This is a genomic window from Nostoc sp. DedSLP03 (genome assembly GCF_034530815.1).
Lineage (GTDB): Bacteria > Cyanobacteriota > Cyanobacteriia > Cyanobacteriales > Nostocaceae > Nostoc.
In genome coordinates, this window is sequence record NZ_JAVRCK010000031.1 from 34,292 (window position 1) to 48,942 (window position 14,651).

Sequence of the window (14,651 nt, forward strand, 5' to 3'; positions counted from 1 at the left end):
CAACAAAAGACCCCACGAGCTGATTAAAACTTGGGAAAGTTCAAATTAATTAACGTGACTCAGTTCCTTGATTGGGGCTACCTGCTACACCGTCGTTTTCTGGAGCTTCTGGAGTAGCAGTTGATTTAGCATCACTGCCTTGCGCATCACCAGTTTTACGGGTACTTTCGTCAGTAGGGGTTTCGCCGTCAGCAGAAGCAGTAGACGCAGGTTGTTCATTATTAGATTTTTGTTGTTCAGCCATGATTACATCCCTAATTATTTATCGTTGGCATTATCTTAAAAAATTAGGAGTATGAATGCATCTATCCAGATATAGTTATGACTGATTTCTACCTCTATCGGAAGTATTGTTTAGTATTACTCATGTATGCTGAAAAAATCCAGAAATGTAGAGTTATTTAACCTTACAACCCTTTCTATGGCTAAGGTAGAACCTGGAACGGCTTTTATCTCCAAGATGCTTTTAAAATTGCTTTATTGATAGTTGCCAGGAAATAGCAAGCGATCTGAGTCTGGCTAGGCGAATAATATGGTGTGATGATGGTGATACAAACTATCAAAGTCTAATTAATGAACCAGAACAATCTATCGTTACCATCTGGATGTATCCTTCGCAAGGCAACCTCTGGGGATCAGTGGTCGATTCGATTGCTGGTATTTTCAGCGAAACTCGATCCAACCCAATTAAATTGGCAGCAATTTTGGGTAATTGAATACAATCAGAATCTGATAGCTTGCGGACAGCTACGTAATTTCTCAGGGGCACAAGAACTTGGTAGCTTGGTCGTTGCATCAGCTTGGAGAGGTCGCGGTTTGGGTAGTTTGCTAACGCAGCATTTGATTAATACAGCAGTGCAACCACTTTATCTGGAATGCTTAGGTCAACGACTGGTGCAGTTTTACAGTCGCTTTGACTTTGTGCCAATATCTTTTGAAGACTTGCCACAATTTCCCAAGACAATAGGCTTATCTACACTGAAGGAGAAATTTAGATTCTCGCAGTTAGCTAAAAAGCTGCTCAAAGTTCCTGTGGTATTTATGGAATATCGAGGTCAGACCAATTCGTAATTCGGAATTTAAGATATGCAGAACAGGGCTTGATAGAAGATGTTTCCAACTTTTTATTGCCTCCATTTTCAAATCGGAGGTTTAGCAAAAATCGTTAGTAAGACAGGCCCTAGTAAATAATGGTGATTCAGACACAATAGCCCAGCCGAGGAGCCAAGAAGTTGACGTTGATTAGGGCTGTAGAGTCTAATTCCACGGGGAGAGATAGGCAATAATTGAGGTTCTGTCTCTTTTTTGGAAGTAATGTCAACCAAATAAAAGCGTCCACCGGGAGAAAGTACCCGTGCTATCTCACTAACCACCTGTTTTGGTTCCAAATAGTGCAAGAAGCTGATAGTACTGAAAATGGCATCAAATTGACCATCAGCAAAGGGAAGAAACTCAGCTTTGCCCTCAATATAAATTAAGCGTGGACGGTGGCGGTTGTTCAGTCTTGCTACCCGCAACATATTAGCAGATAAATCCAATCCGGTAGCTTGGAGATTGGGAAACTGAGTAGCAAGGCGCTCCAGCAAGCGTCCGGTACCACAGCCGATATCAAGTGCATTTGCTAGCTCTGGTAAATCGACGTACTCCAGTAACCGTTGGTGAATGGCTCGATAAAACACTGAAGGAAAGAACCAATCGTAACTTGATGCCCATAGGTCAAAAAGTAGTTTTTTGTTATTGAAAAAGTTATCAGTCATTAGTTTTCGCAGCTTTCTTAAAGCTTGATGCTTTTTGAGAGTAAGTTTAGCTGCGCCTCCAAGAATTTGGTTAATAATACAAATTAACTATAGCGGTTCTGAATTAGTTGTAATATCGGACTTTTGTTGGCTTTGGCTTAGTTACACGAAGCTAAAGACAAGCTAATATCTAGGTTCAATGCCAGATAAAATTAATGTTTCTGCCAACTTGTTATTGAGGGGTTGGGAGAAAAAATATCCCTGTGCATATTTGCATTTCATCACTTGAAGTTGTGCCAGTTGCTCTAATGTTTCTACGCCCTCTGCGATGACATCTATATTTAGACTTCGTGCTAGAGCGACGATCGCTTGAACAATCTCTAAGTTTTCTCCATTAGCACCAATCTTAGCAATAAAGGAACGATCGATCTTCAAGGCATTACTGGGAAAGCGATGCAGATAACTCAAGGATGAATAGCCGATGCCAAAATCATCTAAGTGTAATTGGATATTCATCTGTTGCAGTTGCAAGAGCATAAAAGTTGCTAATTGCATATTCTCCATAAGTACGCTTTCGGTAATCTCCAGCTTTAAACTGCCAACTTCTAAACCAGTCTCTTGGATAATTTGGTTAATTTTCTCAATCAGCCCAGGTTGGGAAAACTGCTTAGTGGAAAGATTTACACTGATTGTTAAAGGTGGGTCAGTAGGAAATTGTAGTTGCCAAGCACGCATCTGCCGACAAGCCTCGCCTAGTATCCAATAACCAATAGGGATAATCAACCCAGTTTCTTCTGCTAGGGGAATAAAGCTGTCTGGAGATATTAATCCGTGTTGCGGGTGCTGCCAGCGAACCAGAGCCTCGAAGCCAATAATTTTGTAAGTTTCTAATAAAATAATTGGTTGGTAGTAAACCTGAAACTCTTGGCGTTCAACTGCCCGTCGTAGATCCATCTCTAACTCTAATAGCTGGGTTACTTGGGTGTACATAGTTGAGTCAAATATCTCATGGCGTGCCTTACCCAATGCTTTAGCGCGATACATTGCAATGTCAGCATCGCGCAAGAGTTCTTCCGGTCGGTTGTAACTACCCTTGCTCAGGGCGATGCCAATGCTGACGGTGGTAAATACCTCGTACCCACTGAGTTGGAACGCAGATGTTAGAGCTTCTTGTATCCGCTCGACTACGCTGATTATGTCATTAGCATTTTGGAGATCGTCGAGCAAAATTGTAAACTCGTCTCCCCCTAGACGGGCAACTGTGTCTCCAGTACGCAGGCAATTTTCCAATCTGCGAGCAAGGGCAGTTAGTAGTTGATCGCCAATTGTATGGCCGAGACTGTCGTTGATAACTTTGAAGCGATCTAAGTCTAGAAAGAGAACAGCGAATGTATAGTTCGCGCGTCGTTTTGTCAGCATGAGCGCTCGTTCTAGCCGTTCCATAAATAAGGCGCGGTTTGGCAGACCGGTTAGTATATCGTGAAAGGCATCATGAATTAATTGCGCTTCTGCCAGTTTGAGAGCAGTAATGTTGCGAGAAATACTTAAAACAAAAGATACTGAACCGTCATTAGCTAATTCAGGCACAAGGCGGGTATGGTAATGTCTTGTTTGCTGGCCGATCGCTAAACTGCATTCAAACTCCGTTTCTTTTTTCGTTTGGAAAACTTGCCTAAGTTTGCGATCGCATATCCAGCAAAATTCTTCCGGCAGATTTAACTCTGCGTTTGTTTTGCCGATAAATGTTTCGGCTGATATTCCTGTAACTTTTTCAATAACTGGATTAACGTAAACATAGCGCAATTGAGGGTTAAATCTGGAAATAATATCGGGCGCATTTTCAACTAGTGCTTTGAATTCTTGCTGGCGACGCGCTAGTGCCTCTAGAATTTGGTTGCGTTCGGTGATATCCTGAAAGACCAAAACTGCACCTGTAATGTTACCGTTGTCATCTTTAATCGCTGCAATCTTATCATCAATTGGTAATTCTGTACCGTTTTTAGCAATAAGTATCGTCTGTTCTGGTAGACCGACACTAACGCCCGACTGAAGGACTTGCTCTACAGGACTTTCAATTATTAGACGACTTTTTTCATGAGCAATATTAAATACTTCTGTTGCTTCTTTACCAAATGCATCAGAATAATTCCAACCCGTCAATTCTTCCGCAATTGGATTCATAAAAGTCACAGTTCCAGCTTCGTCGCTTGTAATTACAGCATCTCCAATACTTTTAAGTACAGTAGTCAGCCATTGTTCATTCTGTTTTAATTTTTTTTCTGTCCGATGTTTGGAAAGGGTAATTTCAATCGTGAACTTTAATTCTTTTTCTTTAAAAGGCTTGAGAATGTAGCCAAACGGCTCTGTAACCTTGGCTCGATTTAATGTTGAATCATCTGCATTAGCAGTAAGATATATGATTGGAATATTAAAAATATTATGAATTATCTGAGCAGCCTCTACACCGTCCATCTTTCCTTTCAGGTGAATATCCATCAGAACTAAATCTAGAGAATCATCTGCTGCTTTCTTAATTGCTTCTTCTCCAGAATCGGCAAGCCCCAGAACAGTATAGCCAAATTTTCTGAGCCGATTTTGTATATCCATTGCCACGATGAATTCATCTTCAACAACTAAGATATTTACTGAGTTCATAATTTTATTAAATTTATAATTTTAGAAATTTTAAGTTGGAAATTTAATTTGATACTTTACTCCATTATTACTGATAAAATCGATATTACCTTGTAACTGATGTGTTAGACCTTTAACTAATCGTAAACCTAATGATTCTGTAGCTTGAAAGTCAAAATTTTGGGCAAAACCGACACCATTATCACCGATAGTAAGTGTAAACAAATTTCCTTCTGTGGAGCAAAAGTCAATATAAATTTCTCCCGGTTCTCTTTGGGGAAAGGCATATTTTAGGGAATTTGAAATAAGTTCATTGATAATTAAGCCGCAAGGAATAGCTGCATCAATGGCTAGAAAAACCTCCTCAACATTCATTTTCAAAGTAATATCGCTGGAATTAACGTTGTATGAATAAAATAAATTAGTTACTAAATCTTGGATATAGTCGGCAAAATTAATCCTTGCCAAGTCTTGAGATTGATACAGTTTCTCGTGGATCAGAGCCATTGATTCAATCCGGTTCTGGCTATCTTTGAATACCTCAAGAGCTTGATTGTCCTTGAGATACTCTGCTTGCAGGTTGAGCAGACTAGAAATAATCTGCAAATTATTTTTTACCCGGTGATGAATTTCTTTCAATAGCACCTCTTTTTCTTGAAGCGATGCTTTAATCTGCTCCGATGCTTGTTTACGCTCCCGCCTCACCAGTGCCTCACGCAACTCGCGGGCAACAGCAGGGATAAGCCGCGCTAGATTGCCTTTGATAATGTAGTCATGGGCACCAGCTTTCATAGCGGCGACTGCGGTATCTTCACCAATAGTGCCTGAGACGATAATGAATGGCAAGTCAAGTCCACTTTCCTTAACCTGCTTCAATGCCGCTGGGGCGCTAAAGGTGGGCATGGAATAATCACAGATAACGATATCCCATATTTGCTCTGCGATCGCAGCTTTCATGGCTGTGGGTGTATCAATCCGTTCAAAGGTTACTTCGTAGCCACCACGTTGCAGTTCGCGCAGCAGCAACAAAGCGTCATCTTCTGAATCCTCGACAAGTAATACACGCAGTGGTATCCCCATGTAATTCGTAATTCGTAATTGAGAAAGTCAGCTTTGCGTCTATAACGTGATTTTGGAGGATTGGGAGAAGCTATATTCTTGGTGGTGATTCGTTTAAGACAAACCAGTACAATCCTAGTTGTCGCACTGCTTCACTGAATTGGGAAAAGTCTACTGGTTTGCGAACATAGCTGTTGGCTCCCAAGCTATAACCATTGATTAAGTCTTGCTCCTCCTTGGAGGAGGTGAGAATAACGACGGGAAGGATTTTTGTCCTGTCATCGGTTCGTAGGTGTCGCAAAACTTCTAGACCATCCATTTTAGGCAACTTCAAATCTAGAAGGATGAGATTCGGCATAACGTTCATGTCGCGATCGGCGTATACACCTTTACCAAAGAGATAATCTAGGGCTTCTACCCCATCGCGTGCCACTACTACCTCGTTCAGAATATTGTTTTTCTTAAGTGCGCGTAGAGTGAGCGCTTCATCGTCAGGATTATCTTCTACAAGTAAAATCATGTTGTATTCCTCTAGTTAAAGGGTGAAGTAAAATGTTGCACCTTGCTCCACTACGCTTTCTGCCCAGACACGGCCACCATGACGGTGAACAATGCGCTGTACAGTAGCTAGTCCGATGCCAGTACCTTCAAACTCAGTCATGGCATGTAGGCGCTGAAAAGCACCGAAGAGTTTGTCAATATAGGCCATATCGAAGCCTGTGCCATCATCACGGACAAAATACACGTGGCTGTCATCTTGCTGCAAAAGCCCAAATTCTATCCGTGCTTTTTCATGTTTACCTGTAAACTTCCAGGCATTACCCAGTAGGTTTTCTAACACGATCCGTAACAGATGAGCATCACCATTAACAACCAATCCCGGCGTAATGATAAACTCTACTTGGCGTTCTGGTTGGGTTTTGTGCAACTCTGTAGCGATCGCCTCCACCAATGCGCTCAGATCGACCTTTTCGTAACGCATCTCACTACGCGTTAATCGTGACAGATTTAGTAAATCGTCGATCAGTTGTGCCATTCGCTGGGTGGCTGCACGCACTCGCTGGAGGTAGTTTTGACCTAGTGCGTCCAGCTTGTCAGCATAATCTTCTAGGAGTGCTTGACTAAAGCCGTCGATGCTCCGCAAGGGGGCGCGCAGGTCGTGAGACACAGAATAACTAAATGCTTCCATCTCTTTGTTAGTGGCTTCGAGTTGTGCTGTGCGTTCTGCAACTCGCCCCTCAAGCTGAACGTTCAGACGCAGAATCTCTGACTCCGCCTTTTTACGCTCATTAATTTCAGTTTGCAATTCTTCGTTAGTGTTTCTCAGTTCGGCAGTCTGTTTGTTAACCTCTATTTCTAACCGATCGCGAGCCTTTTGCAGAGAATTTTCTATCCGCTTGCGTTTGACAAGTTCCTGATTGACGATCGTGGCTGCGAAACCGACGATCGCAGAAGCGATAATGCTACCAAAAATAGTCAACAAAGTTGTTTGATGAGCGCTGGCGTTCGCCTTCATCGTTCGCTGTTTCAACAACTTATTCTCTTCGTTCTCCATAGCTGTGGTCAGCATGCGGATGTCCTCCATAATCTGCTGACCGCGATCTGTCTGAACTATTTGCAGCGCGGACTCTAAGTTTTTGCTCCTAGCGTTAATCGTCTGTTCAATCAAAACCAGTTTTTTAGTTATCAGAGGTTCAAGGCGATCGAGCCGTTGCTGTTGATTCGGGTTATCCGCAGTCAATTGGCGCAGTGTCTTAAGTTTCTGAGCAATCTCGCCAGTTGCACTGCGATAGGGTTCCAAATACCGTTCTTTGCCTGTGAGAAGATAGCCTCGTTGTCCAGTCTCTGCATCTTTGATCTGTGACATGACTTCTTTTGTCTTTTCAAGCACCTCGCGTGTATGTGTTACCCATTGAGCGTTTTCTTTATACTGAAGCAAACTAAGGTATGAGATGATGCCAACACCAGTCATAATTGCGACTGCTATTACAAAACTACCTGTATTCTTTTTGTAAATAGCCCATTCCATTTTTTACCTTCCTAGTTGAAAAAGTAGCTGCTGGCTAAATTGGTAAAAAAGGTGAGCCAGTGCTGTAGAACGGTAACAATCGGTCTCTACTGGCTATCTTCTTTTCTTTACGTTCGCGAACAGCGTGTCGGAGACAGAGACTGTGCCAATGAGACGAACCGCGATCGCTGCGTTAGCGCTGTTACAATCGTCACGCGTGCCCGTCTTTAAAAGAGAAGGGTGACTAGCAGCCCAACTACTCGTCATAGTTTTAGTAACTGATACCAAGTTTCTTAACTTTGAGAGCGAATTAGCTCTAATAAAGGATATCTATATTAGTTAATGATTGTGAGCGTATATTTTCTGAGACGTGAGAAAGCAAATAATAAATTTTGTTAAATAATTCAGTATATTTCCATAGCCATCTTCACGATATTTTCGCTTGCATAAATTATGTTAATGTGCTAAGTAACATCAGTGATTGCACTTAACAATCTTTACTTATATTAGCTTGATATTAAATTGATTGACAAATGCGTAGACTAAATAAAAACATAAAGTACTATCAGTAACCTGAAAAATTCTGCATCCTCAGGGATTGAGCCAAAATTTTTGTCAAATAGTGCCAATTTGCCCAAAAGCGTTATCCTGTCACCTTTTTGCCCTGAAAATCGAGCTTCTTTACGAGAGAAAGGTTAGGAGGTTCAGTTTTGGATGGGTTTTTTAATATGAAGTGAAAAGTCAGGACAAATTATCGGGAACTGTAGTACTTGAATGTGTAGTTAACACTACAATTTCTACCTCTGTAGAGAACCAAAGAAAAAGTAATAAGTGCATAAAACTATAAAACCGATCTGTATCTATTTATAGAGGTTCAAATACAAAAAACTCAACCTAGTTTGAAATTATCAAGGTAAAAAATTATGACAAGCTTTATTCAAGTTCGCTCACACAACGACCTACTGCACCCAGTCCGTGAGTGGTTGGAAACGATAGAAATTCATAACTCCAAATTGGCTCATTTCCTATGCAAAGCTATTCCTGCTCAATGTCCCTTTGAGCGAGACATCATGCTGCTTGGCCGGAAGCTATTGCATATTCCACCCATGTGTAAATTAAATCCTCTATACGAGGAAGTGGTTGGTTTGCGTTTTAGAGCGCTCTGTTATCTCGCCGATGAATGTGGTGAAGATATCACAGCTTATTGCTGATAACCAGTTGGATTGTTCTTCGATCGAGCAGCGATCGGTAATTGCAGATTTACGGTTGTTACTTACTCAGGTTTATACTAAGCTAACGTACACCTAATTAGATGTTTGGCTATTAAATAGCTGGCACTATTGTTGCTTACCGTATCCTGCTGAAATTATTAAGATCATCATGACGCACATCTTACTGATTGAAGATGAAGTCAAACTGGCACGATTTATCGAATTGGAATTGAATTATGAAGGCTATCAAGTCAGTATTGCCTACGATGGATTAACTGCACTCACCGCAGCCAGGGAGTTGCATCTGGATTTAGTAATCTTAGACTGGATGTTACCTGGTTTGTCGGGGTGGGAAATTTGCAGCCGCCTGCGGAGTATCGCCCAGAAAGTGCCGATAATTTTATTAACCGTCAAAGATGAAGTAAGCGATCGCATTGCAGGTTTAGACGCTGGTGCTGATGATTACCTCGTTAAACCCTTCAGCGTTGATGAATTATTAGCCAGAGTCAGCGTTCGCCTACGAAGAAGCAATCAAGTAGAGTAGGCAGATGTTTTAGAATTTGAAGACCTAAGTTTAAATCGTCGCACGCTACAAGTGTACTGAGATCGGCGGTTAATTGAGTTAACTGCTAAGGAATTTGATTTACTAGAATATTTGTTAGCCCATCCGCGGCAGATAATTAGCTGCGATCGCATTTTAGAGGAAGTCTGGGGTTATGACTTCATGGGCGATGCCAACATCATTAGACTTCTTGGTATTTGTCGGGAAAAGGGGCGGGGGAAAGGTTTGTTATTTTCCCTTTCCCCTTTAACCTTTACCCTTTTCCCGACTTTTGCAAAAAGTCTATTGAATTGGAGAGAGACAAGCGAAAGACTTTTCAATAATTCTTCCTTATTCCCTCAGTGCCTATTGCCTAAAAACAAAGTTTTTAATCATAGCAAACTTTGGCGTTTTTGGCAATCTCTACAAAAACTCATCCAACTTAGAGTTAATTATATTAGGATGCACAAAGCTATCATCATCCAAAATCCAAAACTCAAAGTGGCATGACCTATCTAGAAACAGCAGCGCAGTTCTATGGCGAAGTTGCCCAAACCCCGCAAGTTGGACTTTGTTGTGTACAAAGTACGCCTCTGCAACTACCAGGATTGAAAATTTCTTTGCCAATGCAGGAAATGAATTATGGTTGTGGCACCACTGTTCACCCCACTGAACTAGGAAACCAACCGACTGTGCTGTACGTCGGTGTTGGTGGCGGCTTAGAAGCGTTGCAATTCGCTTATTTTTCCCGTTATGCAAGTGCTGTAATTGCCGTTGAACCGGTTGGGGCTATGCGGGAAGCAGCTGCACGTAATTTGGAAATTGCTGCTCAAGAAAACCCCTGGTTTAACACCAGCTTTGTCGAAATCCGCGAAGGTGATGCTTTTAACTTACCTGTTGCTGATACTAGCGTCGATATCGTGGCCCAAAATTGTCTTTTCAATATCTTTGAACCAGAAGATTTAACTCGTGCTTTAAAAGAAGCATATCGGGTGTTAAAACCAGGTGGACGCTTGCAGATGAGCGATCCAATTGCGACTCGTCCCATTCCAGCACATCTTCAAAAAGATGAGCGGCTGAGAGCCATGTGTTTATCAGGCGCACTCACATATCAAGAGTATACTGAAAAGATTATAAATGCTGGTTTTGGTCAAGTTGAAATTCGTGCCCGTCGGCCTTATCGCCTACTAGATTCTCAGACTTATAATTTAGAAGAAAACCTACTTTTAGAAAGTCTGGATTCAGTCTCATTTAAAGTTGTCATTCCAGAAGATGGTGCTTGCATTTTCACTGGAAAAACAGCAATTTATGCTGGTTCTGAACCCTTCTTTGACGATTTGGCAGGTCATATACTTCAGCTAGGTATTCCGGCTGCGGTGTGTGATAAAACGGCTGCTAAACTTGCTGTTAGTAACCCAACAGAAATAATTGTTACCAATTCAACCTGGCACTATAGCGGTGGTGGCTGCTGTTAATTTATTTAAGAAAGAATTCAGATGTCAAAGAAGAGGAAAAGGGGCAGGGGGCAGGGAGCAAGAGGGGAAACCCCATAAATAAATTTAGGGGCTTGAAACCCTTTTCGCAGATGGATTTCAGTATCTTTCTCCCCTGCCCCCTGCTCCCCTGCCTCTTCGGTCAGGAGCCAGAATGGGCTAAACCTTAGCTATCCGCTAACAGAATGGTTCTGTGCAACTGGGTGATGAATGCACAATTTCAATATTTTCACTAATTACATTCTGAATTCTCGATTCTGAATTCTGACTTCTTTTTTATAAACTCCAAAATGTTGTTAATAAGTCTGTTTTTAGCTACGCTTTTTTTAGCATATTCAAATGGAGCAAATGATAATTGTAAAGGTGTAGCGACGCTGTTTGGTAGCCGAACTAGCAGCTATCAAACAGCCATTTTGTGGGCAACTTTCACAACTTTTGCTGGTGCAATAACTGCGACTTTTTTGGCAGGAGCGTTAATTAAAAACTTCTCTGGAAAAGGACTATTACCTGATGCGATCGCTAATTCTCCAGAGTTTCATCTTGCAGTCGCGATCGCTACTGGATTGACTGTAATCATTGCTAGCCTCATGGGGTTTCCCATTTCCACAACTCACAGTTTAACAGGTGCGCTGGCTGGCGCTGGATTAGTTGCGATCGGACTACAAGTTAATTTTGCAATTTTAGGAACATCCTTTATTTTGCCTTTATTACTCAGTCCAATCATGGCTATTCCTTTGGGAGCAGGAATTTACAGCTTATCTGGCTATATTAATTCAAAATGGCATCTACCAGTCAACCAAAAAATGATTAATGCTTGTCATTTTTTCAGCGCTGGAATTGTCAGTTTTGCTAGAGGATTCAATGATACTCATAAGATTGTTTCACTGCTTCTAATTATTGAGTATTTCTCGATTCAGGGAGGAGCAATCTTGATAGCGATCGCAATGGCACTTGGCGGTTTACTCAACTCACAAAAAGTTGCAATAACCATGAGTGAAAAGATTACTTCACTGAATCATACTCAAGGCTTATCAGCAAATATAGTAACTGGTATTCTTGTCATTGCAGCTACTCGGTTTGGGCTTCCAGTTTCTACCACTCACGTTTCAGTTAGTTCTATTTTTGGTGTTGGATTAATTAACAAAAAATCTAAATCTAATAATCGTGTTTTTTATCAGATTTTCCTATCGTGGATTTTAACTTTACCAACTGCTGCAATTATTAGTGCAATAACCTACAGATTATTGCAAGGTTAGAAAATTGAAAATTGTTGTGCAATTTTTTAGGAGTAGTAACTAATGCAAACTCAAGCAAAAATTATCCGAGATCCAGCAGTCACAGCCTTTAAAAATAAACTCAGTTCACCTTTGACCAAAAAAGGTATCACTGTTTTACAAATTAATCTAGGTAAGCGTTGTAATCTTGCCTGTACACACTGTCATGTCGAAGCCGGGCCGAAACGTACAGAAGAACTTTCTCCTGAAATTTGCGAACAATTGACTTCACTAATCCATAAATTTTCCGAAATTAAAATTGTGGATTTGACTGGTGGCGCACCTGAAATGAATTATGGATTTAAGCCACTAGTAGAAGCAGCAAAAACAACTGGGAAACAAGTCATTGTCCGGTCTAATTTGGCGATTTATTTTGAAGATGGATTTGGTGATTTACCAGAATACTTTGCTAAACATCAAGTAAGAATTGTGGCTTCTCTACCCTGTTACCTAGCAGATAATGTTGATAAAATGCGCGGTACTGGTGTTTTTGATAGTTCAGTCAAAGCTTTGCAGTGGCTTAATCAACTCGGCTATGGTAAAGACCAAAATTTAATTTTGGACTTGGTTTTTAATCCCCAGCTACCCACCGAGGAAAAATTTTCTTTAGCTCCCGAACAGAGCAACCTAGAACGAGATTACAAAATGTTCTTACAAGAACATTTTAATATTGTGTTTAACAACCTCTTTACCTTTACTAATCTACCAGTTGGTAGAACTAAAATGCATTTAGAACGGAGAAAACTGTACGCTAGCTATTTGCAGTTTTTAGAGTCGCATTTTAATCTCAGCACAGTTGAACATTTAATGTGCCGCGATGAACTTTCAATTGACTATCTGGGCAATGTATACGATTGTGACTTTAACCAAATGATGAATTTGCCTGCAAAAACTCGTAATGGTGAAACTTTGACAGTTGGCAAATTGTTAGAAGCTGGCAATTTAGACCTGATTAATGAGGTACAAACTGCTGCTTATTGCTATGGTTGTACTGCTGGGTGTGGTTCTAGTTGTGGTGGCGCTTTGCTCTAATGTCTTTTATCAATGAAATTAATCCTGTCAATGCTTTGATTGTGGGAGCCAGCCAAGGTATTGGTTTAGGTTTTGTGAAAAAATTGCTATACGATGATCGCAGAATAGCTAAAATTTATGCAACTTCTCGTCAACTGAAATCGGCCTCAGACTTAATGGCTCTTGCAAAGGAATATCCTGAGCGATTAATTTGTTTGGAGATGGATATTACTGACGAGTTACAGATTATTGAAGCTGTTCAAAAAATACATACTCAAGTTGATAAACTGCATTTGGTAGTCAACTGTGTAGGACTATTACATGAAGATACTTTGCAACCTGAAAAAAGCTTAAGACAGATCAATTCAGAAAATTTGCTGCGCTACTTTCAGATAAATAGTATTGGTGCTGTCTTACTGGCTAAACATTTATTGCCTCTGTTTCGTCATGGAGAACGCAGCGTGTTCGCCACTATTTCTGCTAAATTGGGCAGTATTGGCGATAATCAACTTGGTGGATGGTATGGCTATCGGGCTTCTAAAGCAGCACTCAATATGTTGATGCGAACTGCGGCAATTGAGTATAAAAGAAGTTGTCCGAAAGCATTAATAGTAACATTGCATCCTGGTACAACTGATACCCGCCTTTCTCGTCCTTTTCAGAGAAATGTACCTGCGGAAAAATTATTTTCAGTAGAACGCACTGTTACCCAATTATTGGCTGTCATCGAACAGCTTCAAGAAGGCGATAGTGGACACTTTTTCTCATGGAATGGGAGCAGATTGCCTTGGTAACTGCGTTAGGCTGGTGCTAGTGAAACTCATGTTATTTGTAACCAAAGCCTATGAAGTTTTTTGTGCCAGCAACCAAGGATAATATCAAAACAGAGAAGGTATGACTAACATTCATATTTCCTTACCTGAGTCGATGAAAGTCTTTGTCGAAGAACAAGTAGCTAAAGGCGGTTATAGTTCAGCCAGTGAATATCTTCAAGAGCTAATCTTTCAAGATCAACAGTGCAAAAGCCAAGAAGGAAAATGCGCTCAGTTGATGGCAAAGCTTCAGACACAGGGTCAACTGAATGATGAGGAGTTTGAAGTCGTTGCAGATAAGTTAGCTGACGAATTTGTGCTATGTGTTGGGTCAAATTTAGCAGTGCTGTCAGATTATGCTGTGACTCGTGAGAGTATTTATGAGGATTATCCTTAGCAGTGGTATACCTCATAGACACTAACATCCTACTGCGTTTTGTAGATCGCACTCACCCATTACACCCAATAATACGAACTGCGATCCGAAAATTGCGACGCGATGGACATATACTGCAAATCACCGTGCAAAACTGCGTTGAGTTTTGGAATGTTGCTACAAGACCAGCCACAAAAAACGGATTTGGCTTGACACCAACAGATGCAGATCGGCTGCTACGACTGATTGAGCGCCTTTTTCCATTGTTGCCTGATATACCTACTATTTACCCTGAGTGGCGTAAGCTTGTCGTCGCATTCAGTGTGTCAGGTGTGCAAGTGCATGATGCTCGTCTCGTTGCTAATATGAAGGCAAATAGTGTGACGCATATTTTGACATTCAATAGTAAAGATTTTATTCGCTATGCGTCTGAAGGAATTGTAGCGGTTGATCCAACAACACTGTAGTTGTTATTTTTCAATGTGCGATCGCTAGG

15 protein-coding genes and 1 pseudogene are annotated in these 14,651 nt (G+C 41.0%); 10 read left to right on the forward strand and 6 right to left on the reverse strand.

The genetic code is table 11. The annotated features are described in order from the left end of the window. Window positions 1-49: 49 nt before the first annotated feature. Window positions 50-244, reverse strand: coding sequence for a hypothetical protein (locus RM368_RS16615; protein ID WP_322695072.1), 195 nt, complete (start codon window positions 242-244; stop codon window positions 50-52). A 329-nt stretch (window positions 245-573) separates the two neighbouring features. Between RM368_RS16615 and RM368_RS16620 the strand changes: the two genes are divergently transcribed. Then, window positions 574-1,071 (forward strand): GNAT family N-acetyltransferase, encoded by a 498-nt coding sequence (locus RM368_RS16620; RefSeq protein ID WP_322695073.1) that lies wholly within the window; start codon window positions 574-576, stop codon window positions 1,069-1,071. A 68-nt stretch (window positions 1,072-1,139) separates the two neighbouring features. Here the strand turns inward: RM368_RS16620 and RM368_RS16625 are convergent, their stop codons facing one another. From RM368_RS16625 to RM368_RS16645, 5 genes are all read right to left on the reverse strand, one after another. Then, window positions 1,140-1,757 carry a class I SAM-dependent methyltransferase gene (locus RM368_RS16625; protein WP_322695074.1) on the reverse strand — a complete coding sequence of 206 codons (618 nt, stop codon included), beginning with the start codon at window positions 1,755-1,757 and terminating at the stop codon, window positions 1,140-1,142. A gap of 162 nt (window positions 1,758-1,919) precedes the next feature. Then, on the reverse strand, window positions 1,920-4,391 hold the full coding sequence (locus RM368_RS16630) for an EAL domain-containing protein (RefSeq protein ID WP_322695075.1): 2,472 nt from the start codon (window positions 4,389-4,391) through the stop codon (window positions 1,920-1,922). Window positions 4,392-4,421: 30 nt separating this feature from the next. Next, complete coding sequence (locus tag RM368_RS16635) at window positions 4,422-5,450, reverse strand: sensor histidine kinase (RefSeq protein WP_322695076.1); 1,029 nt, start codon at window positions 5,448-5,450, stop codon at window positions 4,422-4,424. A 70-nt stretch (window positions 5,451-5,520) separates the two neighbouring features. Then, complete coding sequence (locus tag RM368_RS16640) at window positions 5,521-5,949, reverse strand: response regulator (protein WP_322695077.1); 429 nt, start codon at window positions 5,947-5,949, stop codon at window positions 5,521-5,523. A 15-nt stretch (window positions 5,950-5,964) separates the two neighbouring features. Continuing rightward, the gene (locus RM368_RS16645) at window positions 5,965-7,458 is read right to left on the reverse strand and encodes a sensor histidine kinase (RefSeq protein ID WP_322695078.1); all 1,494 of its coding nucleotides are present in this window, start codon (window positions 7,456-7,458) and stop codon (window positions 5,965-5,967) included. Between the two features lie 902 nt (window positions 7,459-8,360). On the opposite strand from RM368_RS16645, the gene RM368_RS16650 reads away from it, so the two are divergent. The 9 genes and pseudogenes from RM368_RS16650 (at window position 8,361) to RM368_RS16690 (ending at window position 14,622) form a co-directional block, all read left to right on the forward strand. Further along, window positions 8,361-8,648 carry a Mo-dependent nitrogenase C-terminal domain-containing protein gene (locus RM368_RS16650; RefSeq protein WP_322695079.1) on the forward strand — a complete coding sequence of 96 codons (288 nt, stop codon included), beginning with the start codon at window positions 8,361-8,363 and terminating at the stop codon, window positions 8,646-8,648. A 169-nt stretch (window positions 8,649-8,817) separates the two neighbouring features. Further along, window positions 8,818-9,393 (forward strand): annotated as a pseudogene (locus RM368_RS16655) (response regulator transcription factor); the annotation flags it as partial. Further along, window positions 9,373-9,699, forward strand: coding sequence for a hypothetical protein (locus tag RM368_RS16660; RefSeq protein WP_322695110.1), 327 nt, complete (start codon window positions 9,373-9,375; stop codon window positions 9,697-9,699). The pseudogene RM368_RS16655 and the gene RM368_RS16660, both read left to right, overlap by 21 nt. Further along, window positions 9,696-10,664 carry an arsenosugar biosynthesis arsenite methyltransferase ArsM gene (gene arsM, locus RM368_RS16665; RefSeq protein WP_322695080.1) on the forward strand — a complete coding sequence of 323 codons (969 nt, stop codon included), beginning with the start codon at window positions 9,696-9,698 and terminating at the stop codon, window positions 10,662-10,664. Before RM368_RS16660 ends, arsM begins: the two co-directional genes overlap by 4 nt. Before the next feature lie 308 nt (window positions 10,665-10,972). Then, window positions 10,973-11,938 carry an inorganic phosphate transporter gene (locus RM368_RS16670; protein WP_322695081.1) on the forward strand — a complete coding sequence of 322 codons (966 nt, stop codon included), beginning with the start codon at window positions 10,973-10,975 and terminating at the stop codon, window positions 11,936-11,938. Window positions 11,939-11,980: 42 nt separating this feature from the next. Beyond that, entirely contained in the window at window positions 11,981-12,988 is a 1,008-nt protein-coding gene (arsS, locus tag RM368_RS16675) for an arsenosugar biosynthesis radical SAM (seleno)protein ArsS (RefSeq protein ID WP_322695082.1), read from the forward strand. After that, window positions 12,988-13,761 (forward strand): SDR family NAD(P)-dependent oxidoreductase, encoded by a 774-nt coding sequence (locus tag RM368_RS16680; RefSeq protein WP_322695083.1) that lies wholly within the window; start codon window positions 12,988-12,990, stop codon window positions 13,759-13,761. The genes arsS and RM368_RS16680 overlap by 1 nt, the downstream gene beginning before the upstream one ends. 100 nt (window positions 13,762-13,861) lie before the next feature. Further along, on the forward strand, window positions 13,862-14,176 hold the full coding sequence (locus tag RM368_RS16685; RefSeq protein WP_322695084.1) for a hypothetical protein: 315 nt from the start codon (window positions 13,862-13,864) through the stop codon (window positions 14,174-14,176). Between the two features lie 2 nt (window positions 14,177-14,178). Continuing rightward, complete coding sequence (locus RM368_RS16690) at window positions 14,179-14,622, forward strand: type II toxin-antitoxin system VapC family toxin (protein WP_322695085.1); 444 nt, start codon at window positions 14,179-14,181, stop codon at window positions 14,620-14,622. The last annotated feature ends 29 nt before the right edge of the window (window positions 14,623-14,651 follow it).

Excerpts from the sequence above, each read along its gene's own strand:
- RM368_RS16615 (WP_322695072.1), bottom strand. The coding sequence starts at position 244 with ATGGCTGAACAACAAAAATCTAATAATGAACAACCTGCGTCTACTGCT.
- RM368_RS16620 (WP_322695073.1), top strand. The coding sequence starts at position 574 with ATGAACCAGAACAATCTATCGTTACCATCTGGATGTATCCTTCGCAAG.
- RM368_RS16625 (WP_322695074.1), bottom strand. The coding sequence starts at position 1,757 with ATGACTGATAACTTTTTCAATAACAAAAAACTACTTTTTGACCTATGG.
- RM368_RS16630 (WP_322695075.1), bottom strand. The coding sequence starts at position 4,391 with ATGAACTCAGTAAATATCTTAGTTGTTGAAGATGAATTCATCGTGGCA.
- RM368_RS16635 (WP_322695076.1), bottom strand. The coding sequence starts at position 5,450 with ATGGGGATACCACTGCGTGTATTACTTGTCGAGGATTCAGAAGATGAC.
- RM368_RS16640 (WP_322695077.1), bottom strand. The coding sequence starts at position 5,949 with ATGATTTTACTTGTAGAAGATAATCCTGACGATGAAGCGCTCACTCTA.
- RM368_RS16645 (WP_322695078.1), bottom strand. The coding sequence starts at position 7,458 with ATGGAATGGGCTATTTACAAAAAGAATACAGGTAGTTTTGTAATAGCA.
- RM368_RS16650 (WP_322695079.1), top strand. The coding sequence starts at position 8,361 with ATGACAAGCTTTATTCAAGTTCGCTCACACAACGACCTACTGCACCCA.
- RM368_RS16660 (WP_322695110.1), top strand. The coding sequence starts at position 9,373 with ATGGGCGATGCCAACATCATTAGACTTCTTGGTATTTGTCGGGAAAAG.
- arsM (WP_322695080.1), top strand. The coding sequence starts at position 9,696 with ATGACCTATCTAGAAACAGCAGCGCAGTTCTATGGCGAAGTTGCCCAA.
- RM368_RS16670 (WP_322695081.1), top strand. The coding sequence starts at position 10,973 with ATGTTGTTAATAAGTCTGTTTTTAGCTACGCTTTTTTTAGCATATTCA.
- arsS (WP_322695082.1), top strand. The coding sequence starts at position 11,981 with ATGCAAACTCAAGCAAAAATTATCCGAGATCCAGCAGTCACAGCCTTT.
- RM368_RS16680 (WP_322695083.1), top strand. The coding sequence starts at position 12,988 with ATGTCTTTTATCAATGAAATTAATCCTGTCAATGCTTTGATTGTGGGA.
- RM368_RS16685 (WP_322695084.1), top strand. The coding sequence starts at position 13,862 with ATGACTAACATTCATATTTCCTTACCTGAGTCGATGAAAGTCTTTGTC.